This window comes from uncultured Tateyamaria sp. (assembly GCF_947494755.1).
GTDB lineage: Bacteria > Pseudomonadota > Alphaproteobacteria > Rhodobacterales > Rhodobacteraceae > Tateyamaria.
The window spans coordinates 1-25,701 of sequence record NZ_CANLVZ010000018.1; the positions used below are offsets into that span (position 1 = coordinate 1).

The following is a 25,701-nucleotide window of genomic DNA, read 5'->3' on the forward strand; positions in this document are numbered from 1 at the left end:
GGGCTTAGAAGTTTCCCTTTGCGGCCTCCGCCAAGATCAGCTTGTCCAGCGTCAGATCCGATACGGCCTTTCTCAAACGCTCGTTCTCTTTCTGTAGACGCTTCAGTTCCTTCAATTGATCCGTGCCCATTCCACCGTATTTCTTCTTCCAGCGGCAGAACGTTAGTTCAGTCACACCAATCTGGCGGATCGCATCCAGACGCGGCATCCCTTGCCCCGTCAGAACCTCAACCTGCCGCAACTTCGTGACAATCTCTTCCGGCTTCGGTCGCTTGTTTGCCATGTGCTTCCTCCGTTTTCCTAAACATAGCGAAGGACCACTTCAGTGGGGGAGGATCAAATCAGGCTAAGAACGATGGCAAGGCCGGGGCGATCCGTCGGGCGCATCCCCTAGCTTTCCGGGTCGACGCGACCGCGCATCTGCTTGACCTCACCGCGTACTTTCTTGGCCTTGAGGCGGCGCTTTTTCGATCCAAGCGTCGGTTTGGTGGCGATGCGGCCTTTGGGGGCGACAAGGGCTTTCTTGATCAATTCCGCAAGCCTCTGGCGGGCAATGTCGCGATTTCGGGCCTGACTGCGGGTTTCGTCACATTGGATGATCAACGCGCCCTCGGTCGTCCACCGCCGGCCCGCCAGACGGCGCAACCGCGTCTTGACCGCGGGGGCGAGCGACGGCGAACGCGCCGCTTCAAAGCGCAATTCCACGGCCGTCGCGACCTTGTTGACGTTCTGCCCGCCGGGGCCGGACGCGCGCACAAAGCTTTCGCTCAACTCCCAATCCTGAATCTGAATATCATCCGTGATGTGCAACATACCCCTTGCTACCCATGGAACGACCTGCCCGACCAGTGCGTTTGTCCCCCGATACGCAAATAATTTTGGGAGAGAGACAATGCTGAATACGCAGAGCATCACACAACTGACCACTGACCGCGCCGATCTGTATGCGTTTCGGATCAGTGGCGAAGTGAACCGCGATGACATGGAACAAATGGCCGAAGTGATGAACGCTGCCTTTGACGCCCATGACGACAAAATCGACATGCTCATGATCTTTGACCCCTACAAAGGGTCCGAAACCGGCGCGAGCCTGAGCTGGGAAGCCGTCAAAAGCCGGTTCAAGGCCATCACGAATGTGAACCGCTACGCGGTGGTGGGCGCACCCGACAAGGCCAACAAGATGATCGATTTCATGGACCAGTTGATGCCGGTCAAGGCCGAGACATTTGCCAACGAACCCGACGCATGGCGCGCATTGCAGAGACAGACCTCTGCCGCCGCCTGAACGTACGAAAAAAGGGCCACCTTTGCGGGTGGCCCTTTTCGAAATGTTTCGGAGGTGTGCCGGTTAGATCTCACCGACCAACTTGGCGGCCTGCGCCGCGTGGGGTTGCCCTAGAGGGCGGCCTCCCAAGCTGTTCCGACACCTCGCTCCAATACCTTTCTTGACACTGGATCACCTCCTTTTCATTTGTTGAACTCACGACCAGCTTTGCACAGCCGGTGCGAAAGTCAACGGATTTGTGCGCGCGTTCCGATGCGTGCCGTGATCCAGCGAAACGGTGCCAATGCAATAAGCGCCAGCGTCAGTTTCACCGCCCAGTCCGCGATTGCCAGAGACACCCAAAGCGGTGCGACGGGGCCAAGGCCGAGGATCGGCAAAGCCTCACCCGCCCAAGACACATCGTTGCCAGGTTCGATGAAGGCCAGCGTGCCAGAAAACGCGACGCTGAAAAAGATGGCCGTGTCCACAGTGCTGCCAATCAGGGTCGAGACGAGCGGGGCCTTCCACCACACACCACGGCGCAGGGCTGCAAAGATGCCGACATCAAGCAGCTGAGCCGTCAGAAAGGCCAGCCCCGATGCCATAGCGATGCGGAACGTAACCAGCGGGCCGAACTCACCCACAACCTGTGTGCCGATCATTGAACACAGCACACCCACAACAAAGCCGACCAACACGACCGTGCGCGCCGGTCCGGCACCGTAGACGCGGTTCATGATGTCCGTCACCAGAAAGGCGAACGGATAGGTAAACGCCCCCCAGGTCAGCCAACTGCCGAAGAGGTATTGAACAAGGATGTTGGAGGCCACAACGATGATGGCCATGGCAAGAATGCCGGGAAGGTGCGCGCGTGTCATAATATGATGCCCGTTTTTGCAAGGTAGCGGCGACTTGGCCCGGCAGGATACCGGACGGGCGGGTCTTAGTCGCAGGTGGCCCCGCCCGCAAGGGTTTCCGTGAGGGCGTATTCCACCAGTTCAGTGCGCAGGATCGATAGAAAGTTGTCGTCCGACACCATGCTGAGGCACGTGGCCCCGCTGATGGATTGCCAGACTGTAACCCCTTCGAGATTGTCATGCTGCCCGGCATGGGTCGTCAGCAAGGTCCGGGGCGGGGCGGTCCAGTCCATAGGGTCAAGGGTGCGAATGCGGCTGCGAAACCCAAGCGGGGAAAAGGCCCGCTCCAGGATATAAAGCCGTCCGTCAGGGCCGATATCTGCGCCGACCGGCAGGAATGGGTTGCGCCGGGACAGGGTGGCAGGCACGTCCCAAGCCCCGTTGCGAAACCGATAGACCGGAAAGCCGCGCGCCTTGTGGCCCGATCGCTCGGGCAGGGTGTAGACGGTGCCGTTCGCCTCGGCCGCCAGTGCTTCGAATGATCCGTTGGGGTGATAGATGTGGAACGCAGGATTATCGGGCAAGGCTTTGCCCTGTTGATCCACGACTTCGCCGGGTCCCTCATAGCTGTAGAACAGGTCGCCACCTGAATAGGCCAAACCTTCGCTGTCGCGATCAGGCTGCGGCTGGCTCAATCTGGCGACCTCGTAGGTGCCGGCAGCCCGGTTCAAACTGACGGAAAAGGCGGCCCCGCGATCTGACAGCAAAACGGCAGTGGACCCATCGCGGGTTTCAATCGCCGATATCCCGCCAAATCCGGGCAGACCAGAGGTCAGCGGAACCGCACGCACAAAGGTCAGCGGGTCGGCCCATGCCGTCCCGCACACCCAAGTGGCCGTGATCAACGCGAGGCCAGAACGCCAGCACATTGCTGCGGCAAATCTCCGACCCGCAACTCGCGACGGGGTTGGGGGGCAGGGGCGTTTGGATCGCGCGGCTTGGCGGGGGGCGGGTTGAGGATGTTGTTGACCCATTCCTGCGCGTCTGCACAGCCGTCACCGGGGGGCGGAGCCGCCTGTTCGATACACCCGCGCGCGCCCTTGGGGCAGGAAAGGCGAATGTGGAAGTGATAGTGGTGCCCGTACCACGGCCGGATCTTGTTGAGCCACGCCCGGTCTCCCTTTTCATCCTTGCACATCTGCACCTTGGCCCCCGGAAAGACAAAGATGCGCGCGGTGCGCTTGTCTTGTGCGGCGGCCTTGATGACCTCGTGATGGGCGCGGGTCCAGTTCGAATTGACGAAGGCCCCGGCCGACCGGCGCGTCGAGATGGAACTGATGCTTTCGCGTTCCGCCACAGACAGGGTGAGATTGCGGGCAGGCAGCATCCAGATATCCGCGTCCAGACCAATCTGATGGCTGCGGTGCCCGGTCAGCATCGGCCCACCGCGCGGTTGGCTCATGTCGCCAACATAAATACCGTTCCAGCCGGGTTGCTGCGCAGCCTTTACGCTCAGCTTCTTGACCATGTCGACCAGTTCGGGATGGCCCCAGTTGCGATTGCGCGACAGGCGCATGGCCTGCCATGTGGGCCCGGTTTCAGCCAGCTGGATCGACCCCGCGGCACAACCCTTGGCATAACTGCCATAGGCGGCCGCCTCTTGGGCCGATGCCCGGCGCTTGGCCCCGAACGCGCCTTTGGCGACGCCCTGCAGCGTGGCCGGATCGACATCGGGCAGCGGCGTGCCGTCGATGTTGGTATCAGCCCCGCCCGCGCAGGCGCACAGTACCAGCGATGCAATCAGGGCAAGGGATCTGTTAAGCCTTCTCATGCGTGATCTCCCTCTGGTTTGACCCATATCAACATGATGATCCCGATCAGGAATAGCACAATCAAGGGGGAAACACCCAGCCTTTGATCACCGGTAATGTCACTGGTCACGGCGATCAGGAACGGAGCCATGAAGGCTGTTGCCTTGCCAGAAAGGGCGTAAAGGCCGAACGCTTCGGCCATGCGAGCCGGATTGCCCTGCCGGGTCAGCATGTTGCGGGACGAGGCCTGAAGCGCACCACCCGCTGCACCGATGATGGCCCCGCCAACGTAAAACATCGTATCGGGCAGGGTTGACCCAAGTGGCACGGCAAAGCCCATCACGGACGTCGGGGTGAGCGACACGATCAGGATCGCAACACCCATCAGCGCGATACAGCAGGTCAGAATGACGGGTTTGGGTCCGACCGCGCGATCCACACGGCCCCCCACCCAACAGAAAATCGCGCCCGACAATGCGGCTATGATCCCGAATACACCCACATCCACTGGGGCCCAACCCAGAACCCCGAAGGCATAGATGCCCCCGAACGTGTACATTCCGTTCAACGCGTCGCGGTAGAACATGGACGAGCCGAGATAGGCGAATAGCGACGGCGTCTGCGGCAACCGCTTCAACGTATCAATCAGGTCGGAGAGCCCGCTGCCAAATTTGTACTTGGTCGACACCGCATTGGGTACGTCGCGGATGTACAGAAAGAACGGGATCATGAAGACCGCGAACCAGACGGCCGCAAAAGGCCCAACGATCCGGGTGTCTGCGCGGCTTTCCGTATCCAGACCAAACAGGGGCGTCAGGCCCACCATGGTCTTGCCACTGTCGGTTGCCTGAAACAGGGCGATCATGATGACCAGCGCGACCACGCCGCCCAGATAGCCAAAGGCCCAGCCTGACCCGGAAATACGCCCCAACTCTTCTTTTGGACCAAAGGTTGGCAGAAAGGCATTGGTGAAAATCGTCGCGAACTCCATCCCGACGAGGCCAAGACCGAAAAAGAACAGGGCCCAGAGAACGGAAAATTCACCCGGTGCCGTCCACCACAAACCCGCAGCGCCAATTACGTAGGCTGCGGAAAAGAGCCAGATCCACGGCATTCGCTTGCCGGTACTGTCTGATATTGCGCCGAGGATGGGGGCGAGCAAGGCGATGATGATGCCCGTGACGGTCAACCCATACCCCCAATAGGCTTGGGCCTGCGCGTTGGCAGCACTTTCGGCCATGCCACCCTCGACCAGCGCACCTGTGGCGACCTGGGCAAAGTAGGGGCCGAAAATGAAGGTCAGTAAAAGGGTGTTGTAGGGTTGGCTGGCCCAATCAAAGAAATACCACCCCCAAATGCGCTTGCGCTGTGAAGTCTCTGCCATGTCCGCCCCTTGCCTTTTGTTGAGGCAGAGTAGAACCGGGTTGCACGTCCAAGCGCAAGGAAAGGTTTTCAGGCGGCGGCGCGTGTGGGGACGTCGAGGTCTTGCATCGGAGGCCACGGTCGTTGTGCTTCGGCACGCACCCACGCTGCGATCCAGTCGGGCATGGGGGGTGATACCGCATTTGTACCCATGGCCGCCAAGACCCGGTCCGGGGTGACAATGCCGTTCTTGTCCGTGACAGCGGCACGGTAAAGAACGTGGCTGGCGCATTCGCCATCCGATTTCCACATTGATTGTTCGATATAGGTGAACTTGTCGTCCCAGCACACCGCGCGGCTGCGGGTCTCGAACCGTTCAAAGGCGTGCAGACGGCGGCGATACCGCACAGACGACCCGGCCATGGTCAGACCCCATTTGCGGGCCTTCAAAACGGTTACAAGGCCGGTGCGAAAGGCCATGCCGAGGCGGCCCAGATCGTACAAGGTCAAGGCGCGCCCGTTGTTCAACTCCAGAAACCCATCCAGGTCCCACGGCCAGACCATATGGCGCGACACATGCAGATCGGTCAGCCCGATATCTGGCTGACGACGGGCGAGATAAACATCTTTGGCCAGGCGAATGAACGGAAACATGGGGGCGACCTCCTGCCTTCGTAAATGCGGCGGCGCAGCGAAACGTCAACCACCGTTGCCAAGTGACCTTGCGCCATTTCGCGAGGCACCCTAGGTCTGGGGAAACAAAAGGGACGTCCGCATGATTGCCATTTACCAAACGCTCGACCTGATTTTGGGCGTTGTCTACATGATCATGATCATCCACATCATCATGAGCTGGCTGATCAACTTTCAGGTACTGAACCTGCACCAACCCATCGTCGGGCAGATCTGGATGGGGCTGAACAAGCTGCTGGAGCCAATATACCGGCCAATCCGGCGCTACATGCCCGACACGCACCCGCTGGATTTGGCCCCGTTGGTGGCGTTTATCGCGGTGATTGCCCTGCGCTCGTTTATCCTGCCGGCGATCTTTCTCGGCTAAGTTTGACTTGTTCACATCCTGTTAAAATGTGAGTCTGTACCAAACGAGCAGACAACATAAAATTTGACAGGGTTTTGAGATATGGCCAGCGCTGCCACGCTGTTGCAGGACGTCTTTGGGTTCGATGGGTTCCGCCCCGGGCAGGAAGAGATCGTTGATGCAGTGACAGCGGGCGAAAACACGCTGGCGATCATGCCGACAGGCGGCGGGAAATCCCTGTGTTTCCAATTGCCTGCGCTGATGCGCGATGGGGTGACGGTCGTGATCTCTCCGCTGATTGCGCTGATGCGTGATCAGGTGCGCGCCTTGCAAGAGGCGGGGGTGAACGCGGGCGCGCTGACATCAGGCAATACTCCGGAAGAAACCGATGCGGTGTGGACGGCACTTGAGGCAGGCGAACTCAAACTGCTCTACATGGCTCCCGAGCGGCTGGGCAGTGGGTCGGCCATAGGCATGTTGCGCCGGATCGGCGTAAGCTTGATCGCCGTGGATGAGGCGCATTGCGTCAGCCAGTGGGGGCATGATTTCCGTCCAGACTATCTGCGGATCGGCGAATTGCGCCGGGCTTTGGATGTTCCACTGGCCGCGTTCACGGCGACAGCTGACGCGGAAACTCAGGCCGAAATTATCCAGAAACTGTTCGACGGCGAGCCGCCCCGCAGTTTCCTGCGCGGCTTTGACCGGCCCAATATCCACCTCGCCTTTGCCGCCAAGAACGGACCGCGCGCGCAGATCCTCAATTTTGCCGCGGCGCGCAAAGGGCAGTCGGGCATTGTCTATTGCGGCACCCGGGCCAAGACCGAAACGCTGGCGCGCGCCCTGAGCGAGGCGGGGCACGCCGCGATGCACTATCACGGGGGGATGGAGGCTGACGACCGACGCATCGCCGAACGCCGCTTTCAACAGGAAGACGGGCTGATCGTCGCCGCCACTGTCGCGTTCGGGATGGGCGTCGATAAACCCGACATCCGGTGGGTGGCCCACGCCGACCTGCCCAAGTCGATCGAGGCGTATTATCAGGAAATCGGGCGCGCGGGCCGCGATGGTGCGCCTGCGGAAACCCTCACCCTGTTCGGGCCCGAAGACATCAAACTGCGTCGTACCCAAATCGACGAAGGGCTGGCCCCGCCCGAACGGCGCATGGCAGATCACGCGCGGCTCAACGCGCTGCTTGGGCTCGCCGAGGCGCTGGAATGTCGGCGCAAAACGCTGCTCGGGTACTTTGGCGAGGCCGAGGTGACCTGCGGCACCTGCGATCTCTGCGACACGCCCGCAGACGTATTCGACGGAACCACTGCTGTGCGCAAGGCCTTGTCGGCCATGCTGCGGACCGAAGAATGGTTCGGGGCAGGCCACCTGATCGACATTCTGTTGGGGATCGAGACGGACAAGATCCGCCAACGCGGGCACACGTCCTTGCCGACCTATGGGGTGGGCAAGGAATACACCAAACCGCAATGGCAGGCGGTGTTCCGGCAGATGATGGGGCACGACCTGGTGCGCCCGGACCCCGAACGCTACGGTGCGCTGCGCATGACAGATGCGGCCCTGCCGATCCTGCGGGACGAGGCCAAAATTAACCTGCGCCGCGATACGATCAAATCTGCGGTACGCGGCCCTGCGGTCAAAGAGATGGTGTCGGACGAAGATGCACCATTGCTGAGTGCGCTCAAGGCCAAGCGGCGCGGGCTGGCCGAGGCCGCGCGCGTGCCCGCCTACGTTATTTTTCCTGACCGGACCCTGATCGAGATGGCAGAAAAGCGACCCAACAACCTGGATCAAATGGCCGGGATCAGTGGCGTGGGTGCCAAAAAGCTTGAGAAATTCGGCGACGCCTTTCTGGAAGTGATCAACGGCGAGGCGGCCACTTTGCATCCCACCCGGCGCAAATTGGCCGGGCATGCGGCGGGGACAATCTATGACCAACTGCTCGCGGTGCAAGCCCAACTGGCGCGCGGGCAGGATGGAACAGACAAACCGCTAAGCTGCTCGGCATCGCAACTGGCCAAGGTTGCGCAGTTGCGCACCGCCGACAATGCAGCGCTGGAAAACCTGCTTGGGGATCGCAAGGCCGAACGCTTTGGCCCAGCATTTCTGGACGTGCTGCGGGACGCGGGTTAGATCGATTTCAGACAGGTAAGGATAGGTTTATGTTGGTGGTGATTTCCCCGGCCAAACGGCTGGACTGGGCAAAGCGTGACGTCAAAACAAGCGAACCCGCGATGCAGGAGGATGCGCTGCGGTTGGTGCGCACCGCGCGCAATATGACCTTGGGCAAGCTCAAGGCCCTGATGGACTTAAGCGATGATCTGGCGCGATTGAACCGTGATAGGTTTGCCGCTTTCGAGGAGGCACCCGCCGCCGATCTGACCCGGCCTGCGATGCTTGCCTTTGCGGGGGACACCTATCAGGGGTTGGACGCGGCGAGCCTGTCGGCGGATGACACCGCCTATGCCCAAGACCACCTTCGGATATTGTCCGGCCTGTACGGATTGCTGCGTCCCTTGGATGCGATCCAACCTTATCGACTGGAAATGGGCAGCCGCCTCAAAACGCGGCGCGGCACCTCGCTTTATGACTACTGGCGGGACGAAATCGCGCAGGCGCTGAACGTCCAGGCGGACGCAGTTGGCACGGACATGGTGGTGAATTGTGCCAGCCAGGAATATTTCGGTGCCGTGCCGGAGGCCGCGCTGACCCCCCGTGTGATCACGCCGGTCTTTATGGAAGACAAAGGCGCAGGCCCCAAAATCGTCAGCTTTTTCGCAAAACGGGCGCGGGGTGCGATGGCGCGTCACATCGTGCAGAACCGGGTGCGCGATCTGGATGGATTGCGTGCTTTTGATGCTGATGGATACGTCTTTCAGCCTGATCAGTCGGATGACACAAGGCTGGTCTTTGTGCGCCCTTATCCGGCTTGACGCGCCGCTTCTTCTGCTTCGGGTAACGGCGGTATAACGCCATCCGGGCACATCTCGCGCAATTTGCCGTGGATCTCGGGTTTGCGCAGCGGTTTGGTCAGGTAGTGATCAATGCCCGAGGCGAGAATACCCTGATCATCTCCGTCCATCGCGTGTGCAGTCAGTGCCACGATTGGAACGTGACCGCCCGTCTTGCTTTCCAGTTCGCGGATTTTGACGGTTGCCTCTTTGCCGTCCATTTTGGGCATCGAGATGTCCATAAAGATGAGATCGGGCGCAAAGCTTTCGAAATATTCAACGGCCTCGATCCCATTGTTGGCGAACTTGAGGTCGATCTCGGCGTCCTTCACCATTTTACCAAAGACCAGTTGGTTGGTCTTGTTGTCCTCGGCAGCCAGCACACGCATCTTTCGCGGCGTGGCCGGATCGGGCGGCGCGACGGCAGTGTCGTCGATCACCGGGCCAACCGATTGCAGGCGCGCAAACAGATCGGCGCGCGGAACCGGCTTTTGCATGATCGCGTGCAGATGCGCGGCACCCGGATCGTTTGCCGCAAAGCTGGGGTTTGAGCTGAGCAGCAGGATCGGCACCGGATTGTCAGCGGCGCGGATGGCGTCCGCCAGCTCGAGCCCATCCATCTCGGGCATGTTATGATCGGTCAGTACGAGATCGACATTGTCGAGGTTTTTCAACGCCTGCATCCCGCTGGAACAGCAGATCACGCCCAGACCCATCTGTTCAAGCTGGCGGCGCAGAATGGTGCGGTTGGCCTCGATATCATCGACCACCAGCACGCGGCGCAGCCCATCGGGTACTGGTGGATGTTCGGGCAAGTCGCTTTCGCTGAGCGCGAGGGGCAGTTTGAACCCAAAGCACGATCCGACGCCATCCTCACTTGTGACCCACATGTCACCGTCCATCAGCTTGACCAGTCGTTGCGAGATCGCAAGGCCGAGCCCGGTGCCGTCAAACTGCCGATTACGCTCATTTTCGACCTGATTGAACTCGCCAAAGATGTGGTCAACCTTGTCCTCGGGTATGCCGATCCCGGTGTCTTCAATCACAATCGTAACGTCCGCCCGCCCGCTTTCGGGGTCCGGCACGCCTGTAACGCGCACCAGAACATGGCCATCGGCCGTGAATTTCACCGCATTGCCCATCAGGTTGGTCAGAACCTGCCGGATGCGCCCCGGATCGCCCACGTATGTCGTCGGCAGAAACAGATCGAAATCGACCAGCAGCGTCAGCCCCTTGTCCCTTGCCGAGGGCTGCAACAGCATAATCACCTCGTGGATAGAGCGTTCCAGATCGAAGGGTTCGGGGTGCAATTGCAGCTTTTGCGCTTCGATTTTCGAATAGTCGAGCACGTCGTTGATGATCACGAGCAGCGCCTCGCCGGAATTCTTGATCGTGTCGACATAAAGCTGCTGCTCTTCGCTCAGGCCCGTATCACCAAGCAATTCGGCCATACCGACGACCCCGTTCATGGGGGTGCGGATTTCGTGGCTCATATTGGCGAGGAACGCGGATTTTGCGCGGCTTGCCGCCTCTGCCTCTGCCCGCGCGTCCTTCAACTGCTTTTCGTAGCGGACGGATTCGGTGATGTTGAGGCCAAGCGAGACGATATCGCCCCCGTGCCCGCGCCGGTCGACGAGCTTGACGTATTGATCGTTCCAGAGGCGGACCGTGATGGGTTCCGGGCTTGGCGACATCCACCGGTCGGTCATCATCTGACGCCAATCATCAGGCGAGAGAGTGCCTGTGTCCACGACCCCCTCTTCAGTCAACACCTGCAGGATCGTGACATAGTTCACCCCCGGGCGGATCAATTCGTGCCCGTCAAAGATGGTCAGATACGCGCCGTTGGCTGCAATCATCTGATTGTCGGAATTGAAGAACGCAAACCCGTCCGTGATTGTCTGAACCGAGTGCCACAGCCGCCGTTCGGCGATTTCAACCTTTTGGTTGGCTTGCCCGAGCTCGGTTTTGACCCGCTCGTTTTCCGTCTTGACCGTTTCGACTTCGGCCCGGGTTTCGACGATCTCGCCCTGCAATGCAGCCGCATGCCGCCCAAGCTTGCGATTGGCGGCTGACAGTTCGACCTGCTTCAGTTCAAGCAGCCGCTCAGCCGCGAGCCGCCCGCGCCGTTCCTCCGCCAGCTTGTTTGCCAGACTCATGCATCTGCCCCATCGAAACTTCCGCGATTCGGTATCTCACGGGGATGGTGAAGATGCGCTTAACCGCATCACCTGAAACATTTGCATGCCCCGCCCCGCGCGTGGCAGGTTGATGCATATTGTATCCATTTTATCGGAGATCACGCATGCGCCGTGCCATCTTTGCCTCCGTCGGTTTTCTTAGCGTTTGTCTGATGGTTTCCGCCGCTACGGCCCAGCAAATCCTGCCGGAGAACCGGTATTTTCTGACGCAAGACATGGATTTCTTTGGCGCGGACCGCACCGCATTGTTTGACACCACTGTTGCGGCGTGTGAGCGGGCTTGCAGCGCGGATGACCAATGCGTCGCGTTCACCTTCAACACCCGGTCGAACGCCTGTTTCCCGAAATCGGCGATCACTGACCGGCAACCCTATCCCGGCGCGCAATCGGTAGTGCGGGTGCGCAGCGATGCGACGCAAAACGCGACGGCGGCGCGACGTGCCGCCGCATTGGGGGCGAGCCAGGATGATATTGAGGCCGCGCGTGCTCTGGCTGCGCGCATGGGTTTTCGATATGCGGTCAACGGGCAGTCGCTTGAGGCTTTGGTCGAAGCATCCCGAGCCGCATGGCAACGCGGTGAGCGTGCCGTGGCCCTGCGGTGGTCGGGCGCTGCTGTTGCCTTGAGCGATGCGCCCGATGTCTGGGCGCGCTACGCCTATATCGCGCAGCGCTTGGGCGAGAATGCCCCAAGCCGACAGCAAGGCGATGCCCTCCAGGAGGCTGTGCCCGCAGCCCTCAACGCCTATCTGCGTGCAACGAGCACTGGTGGACAAGCGACCGCGCTGCAGACCTATGCAGAGGCGCTTGAGCGCACTGGGCGCGGGCGGGATATGATCGGCGCTCTCCGGCTCGCGCAGGCTTTGCAACCGCGCGATGACATCGCGGCGGCCCTGACCGATGCCATTGGAAAGTACGGCTTCCGGATTGTTGAGACCCAAGTGGACAACAACAGCGCCGCACCGCGTATCTGTGCCACCTTCTCGGAGGATCTGGTGCAGGCAGGCCTGGATTATGAACCCTTCGTGCGCACCGAAACTCAAGGCTTGGTCGTCGATGCAGATGGGCGCACGCTCTGCATTGACGGGGTGCGTCATGGTGAGCGGTATCGCATCACGCTGCGCTCGGGGTTGCCCGCGGCGAGTGGCGAGACGCTGAGCAAGGACGTCACCCTCACGCAATACGTCCGCGACCGCGCGCCCGTCGTGCGCTTTCCGGGACGCAGCTATGTGCTGCCGCGCGGTGCCGGGGCCAGCATCCCGGTCGAAACCGTCAATCTGGACACCGTGTCACTGACCCTCGCGCGGGTCAGTGACCGCAATCTGGTGCAGGCGATGCGGCGCGATTTCTTTGGTCGTCCCATGACCCAATGGCAGGCGGATCAGTTCAACACAGAGATTGCCGAAGTCATCTGGGAGGGCTCCGGCGATGTGGAAAATACGCTGAATACAGAGATGCGCACATTGCTGCCTTTGGGCGACGTGCTGGCCGACCAACCGCCGGGCATTTATGTGCTGACCGCCGAGCGTCCGGGCAGTGACAGCTTTGACACGCTTCCCGCGTCGCAGTGGTTTGTGCTGTCGGACCTTGGGATCAGCACTTGGCAGGGGACGGAGGGGCTGACTGCCGCGGTGCGTGCGCTTGGGGACGCCAGCGCCGTTGAGGGGGCAAAGGTCAGCCTGATTTCGCAGGCCAACGCGATCCTGGGGACTGCGCGCACGGATGCCGATGGGTTCGTGCAGTTCGAGGCTGGCCTGACCCGTGGCAGAGGGGCGACAAAGCCTGCGCTGTTGCAGGTCGAAACGGGTGATGACTTCGTGTTCCTGCCGCTGAGCGATCCCGCCTTCGACCTTTCGGATCGCGGCGTCGAGGGCCGCCCGCCTGCACCCCCCGTCGACGTGTTCCTGACACCGGATCGGGGGGCATACCGGCCCGGTGCGACGATCTATGCAACGGCCCTGGCGCGTGACGCAAAGGTTGCCGCGATCGACGGCCTGCCCTTGACCGCCGTTCTGTTCCGTCCCGATGGGGCCGAATACGCGCGCGTCGTCAGCGCCCAAGGCCGGGCGGGTGGACATGTCATGGCCTTGCCCGTGGCCACAACCGCGCCCCGCGGCACATGGCGCATCGAGGTAATGGGGGATGCGGATGCCCCGCCACTGGCCAGCCAGACCGTACTGGTCGAAGACTTCATCCCCGACCGGATCGAGGTCGATCTGGACCTGCCCGAAGGGGCCTTGCGCTTTGGGGCGCCTACGCGCATCGCCGTCGACGCCCGCTATCTGTTCGGCGCACCGGGCGCTGATTTGGTGGTCGAGGGCGATATGCGTGTGCAGCGGCGCAGTAGCGTCTCAGGCTGGCCGGGATACTCCTTTGGCCGCCATGATGCGCAGTTTTCGCCGCAGCGCGCTTTTTTCGACGGGGGCCGCACGGATGCAGCGGGACAGGCAGATGTCGCGCTCACATGGCCCGATGTCACGGCCGAGGGTGTCTTGCTTGAGGCGGTTACGACAGTGCGGGTGTCGGACAGCGGTGGCCGCCCGGTCGAACGGTCGCTGACCCGGCCTATCGCACCGACAGGCATGGTGATCGGGATCAAGCCGGGGTTCGAGGATGTCTTGCCCGAAAACGGCACCGCCCGGTTCGATCTGGTGGCACTTGGCGGTGCTGCGGTACGGGCGCAATGGACCGTCAACAAAGTCGAAACGCGCTATCAATGGTATCAACTGTTCGGCAACTGGAATTGGGAACCCACGACCCGGCGCACGCGGGTGGCCCAAGGCGAGATCACACTGGGCACCGAACCGCAAAGCATCGAGGTGCCAACCGAATGGGGCGACTACGAAGTGGTCGTCGAGACGGTTGAGGAGGCCTATGCGGCCAGCTCGGTCAGTTTCGCGGCGGGTTGGTATGGGGGCACGGACAGCAGCAGCACGCCGGATCGGCTGACCCTGTCGCTGGACGCACCCCGCTACCAGGTCGGGGACACAGCACAGCTGCGCGTGGTGCCGGGATTTGACGGGGTGGCCTTGGTGAGCGTCCTGTCAAACGGAGTGATTGCGCGCCAGGTGGTGCCAGTGGTTGCGGGTGAAAATGTGATCCCGCTGGACGTGACCCAGGAGTGGGGCACGGGCGCTTATGTCACCGCCTCAGCATTGCGCGGGTCGGGCGAAGGGTTCGGGCCGGGCCGCGTGTTAGGCCTCGCCCACGCGGCCATTGATCCCGGTGCAAAGGCGCTGAGCGTCTCCATCGAGGCCCCGTTGGCCGTCAACGGTCAGCCCGGCACCACAGATGTCGAAGTGCGCGTGGATGGGCTAGGTGAAACCACGGGATATGTGACGCTCGCAGCCGTCGATGTGGGCGTGCTGAACCTGACAGGGTTCGATGCCCCCGACCCGCACGCGCACTATTTCGGCCAGCGGCGTCTTGGCGTCGATCTGCGCGACATGTACGGGCGGCTGATCGACGGGCGCAGCGGCGCAATGGGCACCGTCCGCTCGGGTGGAGACGTAGGTGCGGCGATGCAACGCCAAGGGCCGCCGCCGACCGAGGCTGTGATGGCCACCTTTTCCGGCCCCGTTGAGGTTGGGCCAGACGGGGTCGCAGTGATCCCTGTGCCGCGCCCGAATTTCAACGGCACAATCCGCTTGATGGCGATGGCGTGGTCGGACACCGGTATCGGGCAGGCCAGCGCGGACATGGTGGCCCGCGATCCGGTTGTGATCTCCGCAGCTGTGCCGCGCTTTCTGGCACCGGGGGATCGCAGCCGGATGATGCTGGAGTTTGTGCACGCAACCGGGAATGCGGGGGCCATGACGCTTGCAGTCGATGCTGAAGGTGTCACGCTTGGTGACGCCCCCGATCAGATCGACCTGCGCGCGCAGGGCACAGTGCGCGTCGCTGTGCCGGTGACGGCGGATGCGGTTGGGAATCACGGCATTCGCGTCACTTTGACCGCACCGGACGGCACCGTGTTGCGCAAGGCGCTTACTCTGGGCGTGCGGTCCAATGACCCGGTTGTCGCCACCACCCGGCGGTTCAGCCTTGATGCAGGGGCCGCACTCACCTTTGACAACAACGTGCTGGCCGATTTGCGTGGAAACACGGCGCGGGCGACCCTTGCCGCAGGCCCATTGGCGCGTTTCGATATGCCGGGGTTGCTGCGCCAGCTTGACCGCTACCCTTATGGATGCACCGAGCAGGTGACATCGGCGGCGCTACCGCTGCTTTACCTGCCCCAGGTCGCCGGGGCGGCGGGGATCGACGACATCAAGTCCCGCGTCGATCAGGCGATTGCGCGGGTGCTGACCCGGCAGGCCAGCAATGGGGCCTTTGGGTTGTGGCAGGCGCAGGCCGGCGAGTTCTGGCTGGATGCCTACGTCACCGACTTCCTCACACGCGCGCAGGAGCAGGGCTACGACGTTCCCGCGCGTGCTGTGCGGCTGGCCTTGGACAACCTGCGCAACCGGATCAACTATGCGCCCGACTTTGACGCCGGGGGCGAGGATATCGCGTATGCGCTGATGGTTCTGGCGCGGTCAGGGGCCGCGTCGATTGGCGACTTGCGCTACTATGCGGACACCAAAGGCACGGCCTTTGCCACCCCGCTCGCACGGGCGCAACTGGGGGCGGCCCTGGCCAGCTATGGAGAGCAAACGCGGGCGGACCGGATGTTCGGCCTGGCCGGTGATATGGCGGTCAACGCGGGCCCCCAAGGTCAGCAATGGCGTGACGATTTTGGCACGCCATTGCGAGACGCGGCGGGTGTTCTGCACCTCGCCGCCGAAGTGGGCAGCACCGCCGTGAACCGGGCCACGCTCGCCAGCGCGGTCACCGCGCAATCGGGTCAATATTCGACCCAAGAGGCGGCGCAGGTGCTGATGGCGGCGCAGGCCCTGCGCAGCGGTGCGGGGCCTGCGGCCCTCACCGTGGATGATGTGCCTGTGGCCGGGCCGCTGGTGCAGTCGCGCAGCCGCGGAGATGCGGTGTCGATCATCCGCAACGTCTCTGGCGCGGCGCAGGACGTGACGCTGACCACATACGGCGTCCCCCTGAGCCCGCCCGAAGCGGGCGGATACGGATACCAGATCACGCGGGCGGCCTACACACTCGAAGGCACCCCGGTCGAAGGGCCATGGGCAGCGGGCGAGCGTCGGGTGATTGTATTGCGCGTCACGCCGTTCGAAGAGGTGGGCGCGCGGCTGATGGTGGACGATCCGCTGCCCGCTGGCATCGAAATCGACAATCCGACCCTCATCCGGTCGGGCGATGTGCGGGGGCTTGACTGGCTGAGCCAGGCTCCGGTCCAACACGTTGAATTCCGCGCCGACCGGTTTTTGGCGGCAGTGGATCAGCGGGGGGCCGACGCGTTTGAGCTGGCCTATATCGCGCGCGCGGTTAGCCCCGGCACGTTCCATCACCCTGCCGCGCTGGTCGAGGACATGTATCGCCCCGAATATCGCGCCATTACGGCCACCGGCGAAACGGTCGTGACCGAGTGAAACCGCATCGTCCCCTCATCGCGATAGCCTTGGCGATGCTGTCGGTCGCCTTCGCGCGCGAGCGGTGGGACATGTGGGTGGACGCGACCGTGATCCCACCGACGCTGAGCGAAACCTCGGTCGAAATGCGGGACCGCGATGGCATCCTCATGCGGGCCTTTCCGGTCGAGGATGGTCGCCTGCGGCTGGCCGTGACGCGTGGATCGGTGGATGCGGATTTCATCGACATGCTGATCGCCTACGAGGACAAGCGGTTTCGCGATCACAATGGCGTGGACGGGCGCGCCATGGCGCGGGCTTTGGGGCAGGCGATCTGGTCGCGCAAGATCGTCTCGGGGGGATCGACGCTGACCATGCAGGTGGCGCGCCTGCTGGAAAACACCGGCACGGGGTCTGTGCGGGGCAAGCTGCGCCAGATGCGGTTGGCCTGGGCGCTGGAACGGCGGCTGATCAAGGACGACATTCTGCACCTCTATCTGCAACACGCGCCCTATGGGGGGCGGATCGAAGGGGTGCGGAGCGCCAGTTTCACGTGGTTCGGCAAAGAGCCACGGCGTCTATCCCCAGCAGAGGCCGCCTTGCTGGTCGCTTTGCCCCAAGCCCCCGAAAGCCGCCGTCCGGACAAGTTTGCGGATGCCGCACGTGTAGCGCGCGACCGGGTTCTCGCGAGGGTAGGGGCGGCTGAGGTGCGGGCCGATGTGCCGCGCCAGATGCGCCCTGTCCCCCGGCTGGCCCCGCATATGGCAGATGCGCTGCGTCAAGCTGATCCAATGGCGCGGGGGCATGACACCCACCTCTCTGCCGGACTGCAGCGCAAGATGGAGCGGCTTGTGCGCACCCATGCCGCCGGGCTCGCGCCAGGGGTTTCTATTGCACTGATGGTTGCGGATCACCAAACGGATGAGGTTTTGGCCCGCATCGGCGCGCCCCACTACACGGATGCGCGCGGCGCACTGGGCTTTGTGGATATGACGCGGGCTGAACGCTCGCCGGGATCGACCCTCAAGCCGTTGATCTACGCGCTGGCCTTTGACCGGGGTCTTGCGCATCCGGCGACGGTGTTTGCGGATCGCCCCACGCGGTTTGGCCGCTATGCGCCGCAGAACTTTGACGGGCAATTTCGCGGCGACGTGACCGCGCGCCAAGCCTTGGAGATGTCGCTGAATATTCCACCCGTCGCGCTGACAGAGGCGTTGGGGCCGGAACGGTTGATGGCGACCCTGCGCGCCTTCGGGGCCGAACCGCGTCTGCCGTCAGGAACCGCCGGATTGGCGGTGGCCTTGGGCGGCGTCGGTCTGACGCTTGAGGATTTGATGCAGATCTACGCCGGGTTGGCGCAGTTGGGAGTGCGGGTCAGTTTTGACAACCAAGACAGTGCGCGTGCACGCATCCTTACCCCCCGCGCAGCTTGGCAAGTGGGGGATATCCTGCGCGGCATCGCCCCGCCGCGCGACGCGGTCGCCGGATTGGCCTACAAGACCGGGACGTCCTATGGGCACCGCGATGCATGGGCGTTTGGCTATGACGGGCGGCACGTCATCGGGGTCTGGATGGGACGGCCTGACGGCACGCCCGTCCCCGGTGCTTTCGGGGGCGATCATGCCGCCCCGATCCTGTTTGAAGCCTTCGGGCGGCTCAAGCCCAGCTACGACCCGGCCCCGCCACCACCGACGGACACGCTGATGCTCAGCACCGCAGATCTGCCCATGCCCTTGCAACGCTTTGGCACGGCGCAGGACGCTGCGAGTGGACCTGCGGTGGCTTTCCCACCAGATGGGGCGGTGCTGGCGCAAGCCGATGCGGTGATCAAAGTCGAAGGGGGCGCATTGCCGCTGACGGTCCTGTTGAACGGTGCGCCCATCGCCTCGAACCTGCGCCATCGGCAGATCGATATTGGCACCCTTGGCCTCGGGTTTTCGGACATTGCGGTGATTGATGCGGCGGGCCGTTCGGCGCGGGTGGCGGTGGAACGACGCCCCTAACGGCGGCCCTCGCGCAGCCACGCACCGGTGATCAGCCCCGCAGCCAGGATCAGCACCAGCCAAGGCGGCAGCAGCGACATCTGACGCACATCCTGCGTTTCATAGGCGTTGCGTGGCGTGATCCCGATCCATCCGCGCCCTGCGGCGGGGCGGCCTTCGCGCACCGTGCGGATGCGGGGTGTGCCTTCTTGCAGACGCAGCACGCCACCCCGGGTGGCCGCGACGCGTTCACCCAGAATGTCGGGGGTTGCAATGGTCGCTTCGAACTCTTTGGGCGCAGCAGGGCCAAGGCCGATCACCGTGCTTTGATCCCCGTTTTCGAGCCGGTAGAGGCCGATTTCAGGACCGTCAAAGCGGGTTTCGAACTGACCGGGTGTGGCTTCGTTCAGGTCAAGTTGCGTGGTGGTGCCGTCGGGGCCTGTGATGGTGACCGGTGGGGCGGTATCCTCGAGCGTGCGGCGCAGAATATGCATGGACTGGCCAGTGGCGATGGCGGTCAGGGCCTCTTCTTCCAACTCGGGCTCTTTCATCATCCAGTGGGCCAGACGGCGCAGCAATTCCAGTTGCGGTCCGCCGCCTTCGTATCCGCGATTCCAAAGCCACGCATGGTCCGACGCGAGCAGCGCGACACGGCCCTCACCCACCCGATCAAGCACGAGGAGGGGGCGATCCTCAACGCCTTCCATCACGGTGGTGCCGGACCGTGGATCAACGTCGATCTGACGCAACCAGCGCCCCCAATCCCCAGCACTTGGCAGCGCCGTGGTGACCGGATGACGTTCCCCGATCTCTGACACTTTGGGCAGATAGGCCTCTTCGATCACACGGGCCGAAGGCTGGGCCGGTAGCACCGCGCCCAGGGGCGAGCGATAAAGGCTATCGGCCCCCGCAAAATCCGGGCCAGCGGCGACCAGGACGGCCCCACCGTCACGGATATAGCGCGCCACGTTGTCGAGGTAGAGGGCAGGCAAGATCCCCCGCCGCTTGTAGCGATCAAAGATGATCAGGTCGAAATCGTCGATCTTTTCGAGGAACAATTCGCGGGTTGGAAAGGCAATCAGTGACAGTTCGCCTACCGGGACGCCATCCTGCTTTTCCGGGGGGCGCAGGATGGTGAAGTGGACCAGATCAACCGAGCTGTCGGACTTCAGCAGGTTGCGCCATGTGCGCCCGCCCGCATGGGGCTCGCCCGACACCAGCAGCACACGCAGGCGATCCCGGACCCCGTTCATCTGAATGAGGGCGGTGTTGTTGCGATCGGTCAGCTCGCCCTCGGCTTCAGGGACTGAAAACTGGATCACGTTGCGCCCGCCATGGGGCAGGGTCACGGGCAGGTCGATATCCTGCCCGATGGGCACATTGAAACGCTGTGCAGGTGCGCCATCAACCGAGATATCGAGCGGGGCCAGCCCCACATCGGTTGGCGCGGCACCGCTATCTTCGATCTGCAGGGTCAAGGTCACAGCCTCGCCAATGATCGCAAAGGCGGGGGCGTTCTTGACCAGCAGGCGGCGGTCCCAATCGGTGTCCTCGCCGCTCAGCAACAGGTGCAGCGGCGCGGGCAGATCAATCGGCAGATCGGGATCATGCACTTGCCCATCGCTGATCGCGATCAGGCCCGCAACCCGGGCGCGCGGTTCTTCGGCCAAGGCGTCCGACAGGGCGGTCATCAGGCGGGTGCCCGCGTCCTCATCCCCGTCCGGGACGGTGATCCGGCGCACCTCGGTGTTGTCGCGCGCGATCAATGCGGCCTCAAGAGTGTCCGCCGCGCTGGTGCTTTGGGCGGGACGGTCGCGCAGGCGTTGGCTGGCGCTTTGATCTTCGGCCAGGATCACGATGTCGGACAGCGGCGCGCGGTCTTCTTGTTGCAGGGCGGGACCCGACAATGCGGCCAGCACCACAAGGCCCGCCAAGCCGCGCAAGGCCCATCCCGACAGACCACGCATCAGCGCCAGCGCGACCCCTCCCATAACCAACACGGCCAGGACGGTCAAAACCGTCCATGGTAGCAGTGGATCAAACAAAACAGTTCCGGTCATTGGCCCAGCCTATCCAGCAGTGCAGGTACATGGACCTGATCGCTTTTGTAATTGCCCGTCAGCACGTGCATCACGAGGTTCACGCCAAAGCGGTAAGCCAGCTCGCGTTGCCGCTCACCGCTGAACCCTCGGCCTACGGGCAGCATCGCCTGACCCGAGGAGGTCACGGCCCAGGCTGCCGCCCAGTCATTGCCGCCGATCACCACAGGCGTGACCCCGTCATTGAGGTTGCGGAACGGCATGCCCTCGACCTGTTCGGCGCCGGGTGGCGCGGCCTCGACCCAGATATCCGCGCCCACGTGACGACCTGGAAAATCCTGCAACAGATAGAATGTGCGCGTTAGCACGTGGTCACGCGGCACAGGCTCAAGCGCGGGAATGTCCAGCGGAGCGGCGAGGTCCTGCAACTTGCGCCCGTTGCCGCTGGCGGTGCCAAAGCCCGCAATATCGCCGTCGCGCGTATCAAAAACGATCAAGCCGCCGGAGCGCAGATATTCATTCAGCTTGGTATAGGCTTCACGCGAGGGGCGGGGTTGGTCGGGCGTGATCGGCCAATAGAGAATGGGGAAGAACGCCAATTCGTCCGTTTCGAGGTTCACGCCAATCGGGGGGGCGGGCTCGATCGAGGTACGAAAGAACAGGGTATCAGACAGACCGCGCAGGCCCGCCTCGGCGATTTCATCCACTTGGCGGTCGCCCGTGATGACATGGGCCAGAACGACCTCGGCGGCAGCTGCAATCTGGGATCGGTCATCCTGTTGCGCGTGGGCATGAGAGGCTGGCAGGACGAGGATAAAGGCTAGCGCGATCCCGGATATACGCGTGGCGCGCACGCCGCCTGTGAGACGTCCCGACAAAGCGAGGGAGGCCACCACATCCAGCAGCAGCAGGCAGATCGCGGCCGCCAGCAGCAATCCGGCCAGCGGTTGTTCCGGGGCGATAGTCAGACCCGACACCGGAATACGGGCAGGCCATGTTGCAGGGTTTAGGGCCGCATCCGCCGTCAACACATTGCGCGCGAGGCTGCGATCTCCCGAAAGGTACACGCCGGGCAGCAAGTCAGGCCCGGTTGGGTCGCTCACCAGCGATGGGCCATCAACGCCCGGCATCGCGCCTGCGTCGCGCAGGCCACCAAATCCATCCATCACGATCTGCGGGGCCCATATGGTGCCCTCGAGGTCACCTGCCTCGGGGGCCGAATTGGTCGATGACACGGCCAGCCGTTCGAGCATTTCGACGAACAGACCGGACAAGGGCAGGGTCGACCACTCCGCGTTGGCCGTCACATGGAACAGCACGATCTGGCCTTGCCCAAGCCGCTTGCGGGTCACAAGCGGGGTGCCATCGCTCAGCTCTGCGATGACGCGTTCGGCCAGCGTCGGGTCGGGCTGCGCCATGACCTGAGCGGTGATGGCCACATCCTCGGGCACGTCCAACCCAAAGAAGGGAGAGCCTTCGCGGAAGGCCGCGAGGGTCTTGGGCGATCCCCAGCTCATCGCGCCACCGACGCTCCGGCCCCCGGCGCGCAGGCGCACGGGCATCAGTGAATCCTCATCAATGCGGCTGATGTCGCTTGCGGCGACGCGCGGCCCGGCAAAGCGCAGCAGCAGCCCGCCTTGATCCAGCCATTCGGTCAAATCCTCGGCCTCGCCTTCGGACAGGGTAGCCACATCGGCCAACACGATCACATCCGGGTTCGCGGGCAACACGTCGGACAATGCACCGCTCAGCAGATCGGCGGTCGGTTCCAGCGCGCGTTCAAGGTAATGCAGAGGAGAGAGCAATTCGAGGCCCTCGCGCCCTTCACGCCCCGCGATCAACGCGACCTCTCGGCGGCGCAGACTGTCATCGACCAGTGTGACTGACCCGGCAGAGCGCGCGCCCTGAACTTCGAACCGCGTGACGCGGGCGCGCAGTTCGGCGGGCAGCGACAGGGCAGTGGTTGCCGTCATCTCACCGCTTGCGAACGCGGCATTGGCGGTGGCGAGCGTCGTGGCATTGCCAGCCGGGTCGCGCCCTTGGGCCAGTACGGTAACGCCCCGTTCGGGGCCGGGCTGGGCGCGGATGGCTGTCAATTGAACCGCCCCGTCGACATACGCCGCAGGGGTCAGGGCCAGCACATCCAGCGCGGTTTGCGTGACACGCACGGCACCGCGGGCCTCAAGGGTCTCCAGCAAGGGCGCGCGATCCGGATAGTCGAGCGCATCACTAAACCACACCGTCTCAAATGACCCGTCGGGCAGCATCGCGCCGATCTGATCGGCGCTATGGGGTTGCCACGGGGCAGGGGCGAGACCGGGCAAGCGCGCCGAAATGGCATTGGCTGCCTGAAACACTGTCGGTGCCGGATCGGCCAGATGCAACAATGCAACCTCCCGACCCGCAGCACCCGCACGGCGCAAGGTATCATCGACCGCTTCGATCTGACGTGGCCACTGTACAGCCCCCGCCCAACTGCCATCCATCACGATCAACAGCGGCCCGTCGCCAGTTTCGGCGTTGGTATTGGGGTTCAAGACCGGGCCAGCCAATCCGATGATCATTGCGGCGACAGCCAACATGCGCAGCAGCAACAACCACCATGGCGTGCGATCCGACACCGCCTCGTCATCCTGAAGGCCAAGCAGCAGGGCCACGCCGGGAAACCGCTGGCGGATCGGCGCGGGTGGGATCGCGCGCAGGATCAGCCACAGGATCGGCAGGGCGATCAGTGCAATGAGCAACCATGGCGCTGCAAATCCGATGGGGCCAAAAACGGTCATGTGCGTGCCAGCCCTCCGTCCAATGCGCGCCACAACCACAGCAGCCCTGATTGGGCGGATGTGTCGGTGTGGTGCAGGCCGTACTGCCAGCCTGCGATGGCGCAGAGATGTTGCAATTCAGCCTTCCGCGCAGCAAGGCGGTCCAAATAGCGCTCTTTGAGTTCGGAAGCCTTCAGTGTTTCATGTTCCAACGTGCCACCGACACTCTCAAAAACGGTGCGTCCCCTGAAGGGAAAGGCCTCTTCTGCGGGATCGAGCGTGTGCAACAACACACCCCTTACACCCCGGTCGGCCGCTTTGGTAAGGGCAGTGTGCACGGCCTCGATATCGCCCATGAAGTCCGACACGAAAACGGCGCGGGCATGGGGGATCATGGCGCGATGTTCGGGCGGGGCGTAATCTTCGGTATCGTCCTGCGAGAACATCTCGGCCAGACGCAGGATCTGGGCGCTGCCCCGGCGCGGGGGCAATTGCGTTCCGGTGAGCCCTACACGTTCACCACCGCGAATAAGAAGAATTGCACAGGCCAGCCCAAGCACGCGGGCGCGGTCGGCCTTGGTCGTCAGATCGCTGGTCGAGGCAAAGCGCATCGATGCGCCCTGATCGACCCACAGCATCACCGACTGCGCAATCTGCCACTCGCGTTCGCGCACAAACTGCACATCCCCCATCGCACTGCGGCGGTGGTCGATCATCCGGCGACTGTCGCCGATCTGGGCCGGGCGGTATTGCCAGAAATCGTCGCCCATGCCCGCGCGACGGCGCCCATGGTCGCCCAACAGGACAGCCCCCGCCAGATGCTCGGCCCGCGCCAGAAGGGCAGGCAGACGGGCGGCTTGAGTCTCCGCCTTTTCGCGCAAGGCGAGAGGAGTGATCACGCAGCGGCCTTTTGACGGCTGAGGGTCGCGGCGGTCGTTTCGATCAGGTCGGCAAGGCTGTCGCCGCGTGCGCGGGCTGCGAAGTTCAGCGCCATCCGGTGGGACAGGACAGGGCGGGCCATGTCGATGACATCCTCGGCTGAGGGGGCAAGGCGTCCTTGCAGCAACGCGCGGGCGCGCACAGCCAGCATCAAGGCCTGCGCTGCACGCGGTCCGGGGCCCCAGGCGACGGTTTCGCGGACCAGATCGGAGGCGTCAGCCTCGTCTGGGCGGAAGGCGCGGACGAGATCAAGGATCATCTCAACCACGCTGTCTCCCACCGGCATCCGCCGCAGGAGAGTCTGGGCGGACAGCAACTCGTCGCCGGAAAAGACTGGCGTGGCTTGGGCGTCTTCGGTGCCCGTGGTGGCCAGCAGAATATCACGCTCGGTCGCCCGGTCGGGGTAGAGTACGTCGATCTGGACAAGGAAGCGATCAAGCTGCGCTTCGGGCAGGGGATAGGTGCCTTCCTGTTCAATAGGGTTCTGGGTCGCCAGCACGTGGAACGGGACGCCAAGGGGGCGGTCCTGTCCGGCGACAGTCACCGTCTTTTCCTGCATCGCCTGCAACAGGGCGGATTGGGTGCGGGGGCTCGCGCGGTTGATTTCGTCCGCCATCAGCAACTGGCAAAAGATCGGACCCGGTACAAAGCGGAACGCGCGGCTGCCATCCTCGGCGGTGTCCAGTACTTCGGAGCCCAGAATGTCGGCAGGCATCAGATCGGGGGTGAACTGGATGCGGCTGCCATCAAGGCCCATGACGGTCGACAGTGTCTCGACCAGGCGGGTCTTGCCCAGACCCGGCAGGCCGACCAGCAACCCGTGCCCCCCGCAGAGCAGCGCGGTCAGGGTCAATTCGACCACACGTTCCTGACCAATGAAGCGTTTGGTGATCGAGGCTTTGGCCTCAGCCAGTTTGCCCCCCAGTGCTTCGATTTCGGCCACAAGATCCTGCGCGTCGGTCATGACATCTCTTTCATTCGGGATATATGCTAGTTGATAACCTATTA

At 63.1% G+C, this 25,701-nt stretch carries 17 protein-coding genes and 1 pseudogene; 6 read left to right on the forward strand and 12 right to left on the reverse strand.

Translation table 11 applies throughout. The features are described from left to right. Window positions 1–13: 13 nt before the first annotated feature. Together Q0908_RS17800 and arfB are read right to left on the reverse strand one after the other, a co-directional pair. Window positions 14–283: pseudogene (locus Q0908_RS17800) on the reverse strand (transposase); the annotation flags it as partial. Window positions 284–390: 107 nt separating this feature from the next. Further along, the gene (gene arfB, locus Q0908_RS17805; protein WP_299287749.1) at window positions 391–813 is read right to left on the reverse strand and encodes an alternative ribosome rescue aminoacyl-tRNA hydrolase ArfB; all 423 of its coding nucleotides are present in this window, start codon (window positions 811–813) and stop codon (window positions 391–393) included. Window positions 814–892: 79 nt separating this feature from the next. On the opposite strand from arfB, the gene Q0908_RS17810 reads away from it, so the two are divergent. Further along, entirely contained in the window at window positions 893–1,285 is a 393-nt protein-coding gene (locus tag Q0908_RS17810; RefSeq protein WP_299287752.1) for an STAS/SEC14 domain-containing protein, read from the forward strand. A 227-nt stretch (window positions 1,286–1,512) separates the two neighbouring features. Here the strand turns inward: Q0908_RS17810 and Q0908_RS17815 are convergent, their stop codons facing one another. The 5 genes from Q0908_RS17815 to Q0908_RS17835 all read right to left on the reverse strand — a co-directional run bounded on the left by Q0908_RS17815 (window position 1,513) and on the right by Q0908_RS17835 (window position 5,948). Next, entirely contained in the window at window positions 1,513–2,142 is a 630-nt protein-coding gene (locus tag Q0908_RS17815; protein WP_299287755.1) for a queuosine precursor transporter, read from the reverse strand. A 65-nt stretch (window positions 2,143–2,207) separates the two neighbouring features. Then, window positions 2,208–3,050, reverse strand: a complete 843-nt coding sequence (locus Q0908_RS17820; RefSeq protein WP_299287758.1) for an esterase-like activity of phytase family protein — start codon at window positions 3,048–3,050, stop codon at window positions 2,208–2,210. Beyond that, window positions 3,023–3,952, reverse strand: a complete 930-nt coding sequence (mepA, locus tag Q0908_RS17825) for a penicillin-insensitive murein endopeptidase (RefSeq protein WP_299287761.1) — start codon at window positions 3,950–3,952, stop codon at window positions 3,023–3,025. Before mepA ends, Q0908_RS17820 begins: the two co-directional genes overlap by 28 nt. Continuing rightward, on the reverse strand, window positions 3,949–5,316 hold the full coding sequence (locus tag Q0908_RS17830) for an MFS transporter (RefSeq protein ID WP_299287764.1): 1,368 nt from the start codon (window positions 5,314–5,316) through the stop codon (window positions 3,949–3,951). The genes mepA and Q0908_RS17830 overlap by 4 nt, the downstream gene beginning before the upstream one ends. A gap of 68 nt (window positions 5,317–5,384) precedes the next feature. Then, a complete protein-coding gene (locus Q0908_RS17835; RefSeq protein ID WP_299287767.1) occupies window positions 5,385–5,948 on the reverse strand; it encodes an acyl-CoA thioesterase in 564 nt (187 codons plus the stop codon). 121 nt (window positions 5,949–6,069) lie between these two features. On the opposite strand from Q0908_RS17835, the gene Q0908_RS17840 reads away from it, so the two are divergent. The 3 genes from Q0908_RS17840 to yaaA all read left to right on the forward strand — a co-directional run bounded on the left by Q0908_RS17840 (window position 6,070) and on the right by yaaA (window position 9,275). Next, window positions 6,070–6,354: a YggT family protein gene (locus tag Q0908_RS17840; protein ID WP_299287770.1), complete on the forward strand. Its 285-nt coding sequence runs from the start codon at window positions 6,070–6,072 to the stop codon at window positions 6,352–6,354. Between the two features lie 81 nt (window positions 6,355–6,435). Further along, window positions 6,436–8,475 carry a DNA helicase RecQ gene (gene recQ / locus Q0908_RS17845; RefSeq protein WP_299287773.1) on the forward strand — a complete coding sequence of 680 codons (2,040 nt, stop codon included), beginning with the start codon at window positions 6,436–6,438 and terminating at the stop codon, window positions 8,473–8,475. A gap of 29 nt (window positions 8,476–8,504) precedes the next feature. After that, window positions 8,505–9,275 carry a peroxide stress protein YaaA gene (gene yaaA, locus Q0908_RS17850; protein WP_299287776.1) on the forward strand — a complete coding sequence of 257 codons (771 nt, stop codon included), beginning with the start codon at window positions 8,505–8,507 and terminating at the stop codon, window positions 9,273–9,275. Here the strand turns inward: yaaA and Q0908_RS17855 are convergent. Next, the gene (locus Q0908_RS17855; protein ID WP_299287779.1) at window positions 9,263–11,452 is read right to left on the reverse strand and encodes a response regulator; all 2,190 of its coding nucleotides are present in this window, start codon (window positions 11,450–11,452) and stop codon (window positions 9,263–9,265) included. The genes yaaA and Q0908_RS17855 overlap by 13 nt on opposite strands. Before the next feature lie 146 nt (window positions 11,453–11,598). Here Q0908_RS17855 and Q0908_RS17860 point away from each other — a divergent pair, with 146 nt between their 5' ends. Both Q0908_RS17860 and pbpC read left to right on the forward strand, forming a co-directional pair. Further along, complete coding sequence (locus Q0908_RS17860; protein WP_299287783.1) at window positions 11,599–16,992, forward strand: alpha-2-macroglobulin family protein; 5,394 nt, start codon at window positions 11,599–11,601, stop codon at window positions 16,990–16,992. Next, window positions 16,989–18,974 (forward strand): penicillin-binding protein 1C, encoded by a 1,986-nt coding sequence (gene pbpC, locus Q0908_RS17865; protein WP_366869451.1) that lies wholly within the window; start codon window positions 16,989–16,991, stop codon window positions 18,972–18,974. The genes Q0908_RS17860 and pbpC overlap by 4 nt, the downstream gene beginning before the upstream one ends. On the opposite strand, the gene Q0908_RS17870 is transcribed toward pbpC, so the two are convergent. From Q0908_RS17870 to Q0908_RS17885, 4 genes are read right to left on the reverse strand one after another with little or no spacing between them, the layout of a single operon-like run. After that, window positions 18,971–21,013, reverse strand: coding sequence for a hypothetical protein (locus tag Q0908_RS17870; RefSeq protein WP_299287786.1), 2,043 nt, complete (start codon window positions 21,011–21,013; stop codon window positions 18,971–18,973). The genes pbpC and Q0908_RS17870 overlap by 4 nt on opposite strands. Then, window positions 21,010–23,775 carry a DUF4159 domain-containing protein gene (locus Q0908_RS17875; protein WP_299287789.1) on the reverse strand — a complete coding sequence of 922 codons (2,766 nt, stop codon included), beginning with the start codon at window positions 23,773–23,775 and terminating at the stop codon, window positions 21,010–21,012. Before Q0908_RS17875 ends, Q0908_RS17870 begins: the two co-directional genes overlap by 4 nt. After that, window positions 23,772–24,653, reverse strand: coding sequence for a DUF58 domain-containing protein (locus Q0908_RS17880; RefSeq protein WP_299287791.1), 882 nt, complete (start codon window positions 24,651–24,653; stop codon window positions 23,772–23,774). Before Q0908_RS17880 ends, Q0908_RS17875 begins: the two co-directional genes overlap by 4 nt. Beyond that, window positions 24,650–25,657, reverse strand: a complete 1,008-nt coding sequence (locus Q0908_RS17885) for a MoxR family ATPase (RefSeq protein WP_299287794.1) — start codon at window positions 25,655–25,657, stop codon at window positions 24,650–24,652. Before Q0908_RS17885 ends, Q0908_RS17880 begins: the two co-directional genes overlap by 4 nt. Window positions 25,658–25,701 lie beyond the last annotated feature (44 nt).

Excerpts from the sequence above, each read along its gene's own strand:
- arfB (WP_299287749.1), bottom strand. The coding sequence starts at position 813 with ATGTTGCACATCACGGATGATATTCAGATTCAGGATTGGGAGTTGAGC.
- Q0908_RS17820 (WP_299287758.1), bottom strand. The coding sequence starts at position 3,050 with ATGTGCTGGCGTTCTGGCCTCGCGTTGATCACGGCCACTTGGGTGTGC.
- yaaA (WP_299287776.1), top strand. The coding sequence starts at position 8,505 with ATGTTGGTGGTGATTTCCCCGGCCAAACGGCTGGACTGGGCAAAGCGT.
- Q0908_RS17860 (WP_299287783.1), top strand. The coding sequence starts at position 11,599 with ATGCGCCGTGCCATCTTTGCCTCCGTCGGTTTTCTTAGCGTTTGTCTG.
- Q0908_RS17830 (WP_299287764.1), bottom strand. The coding sequence starts at position 5,316 with ATGGCAGAGACTTCACAGCGCAAGCGCATTTGGGGGTGGTATTTCTTT.
- mepA (WP_299287761.1), bottom strand. The coding sequence starts at position 3,952 with ATGAGAAGGCTTAACAGATCCCTTGCCCTGATTGCATCGCTGGTACTG.
- Q0908_RS17855 (WP_299287779.1), bottom strand. The coding sequence starts at position 11,452 with ATGAGTCTGGCAAACAAGCTGGCGGAGGAACGGCGCGGGCGGCTCGCG.
- Q0908_RS17875 (WP_299287789.1), bottom strand. The coding sequence starts at position 23,775 with ATGACCGTTTTTGGCCCCATCGGATTTGCAGCGCCATGGTTGCTCATT.
- Q0908_RS17815 (WP_299287755.1), bottom strand. The coding sequence starts at position 2,142 with ATGACACGCGCGCACCTTCCCGGCATTCTTGCCATGGCCATCATCGTT.
- Q0908_RS17810 (WP_299287752.1), top strand. The coding sequence starts at position 893 with ATGCTGAATACGCAGAGCATCACACAACTGACCACTGACCGCGCCGAT.
- Q0908_RS17885 (WP_299287794.1), bottom strand. The coding sequence starts at position 25,657 with ATGACCGACGCGCAGGATCTTGTGGCCGAAATCGAAGCACTGGGGGGC.
- recQ (WP_299287773.1), top strand. The coding sequence starts at position 6,436 with ATGGCCAGCGCTGCCACGCTGTTGCAGGACGTCTTTGGGTTCGATGGG.
- Q0908_RS17870 (WP_299287786.1), bottom strand. The coding sequence starts at position 21,013 with ATGACCGGAACTGTTTTGTTTGATCCACTGCTACCATGGACGGTTTTG.
- Q0908_RS17835 (WP_299287767.1), bottom strand. The coding sequence starts at position 5,948 with ATGTTTCCGTTCATTCGCCTGGCCAAAGATGTTTATCTCGCCCGTCGT.
- Q0908_RS17840 (WP_299287770.1), top strand. The coding sequence starts at position 6,070 with ATGATTGCCATTTACCAAACGCTCGACCTGATTTTGGGCGTTGTCTAC.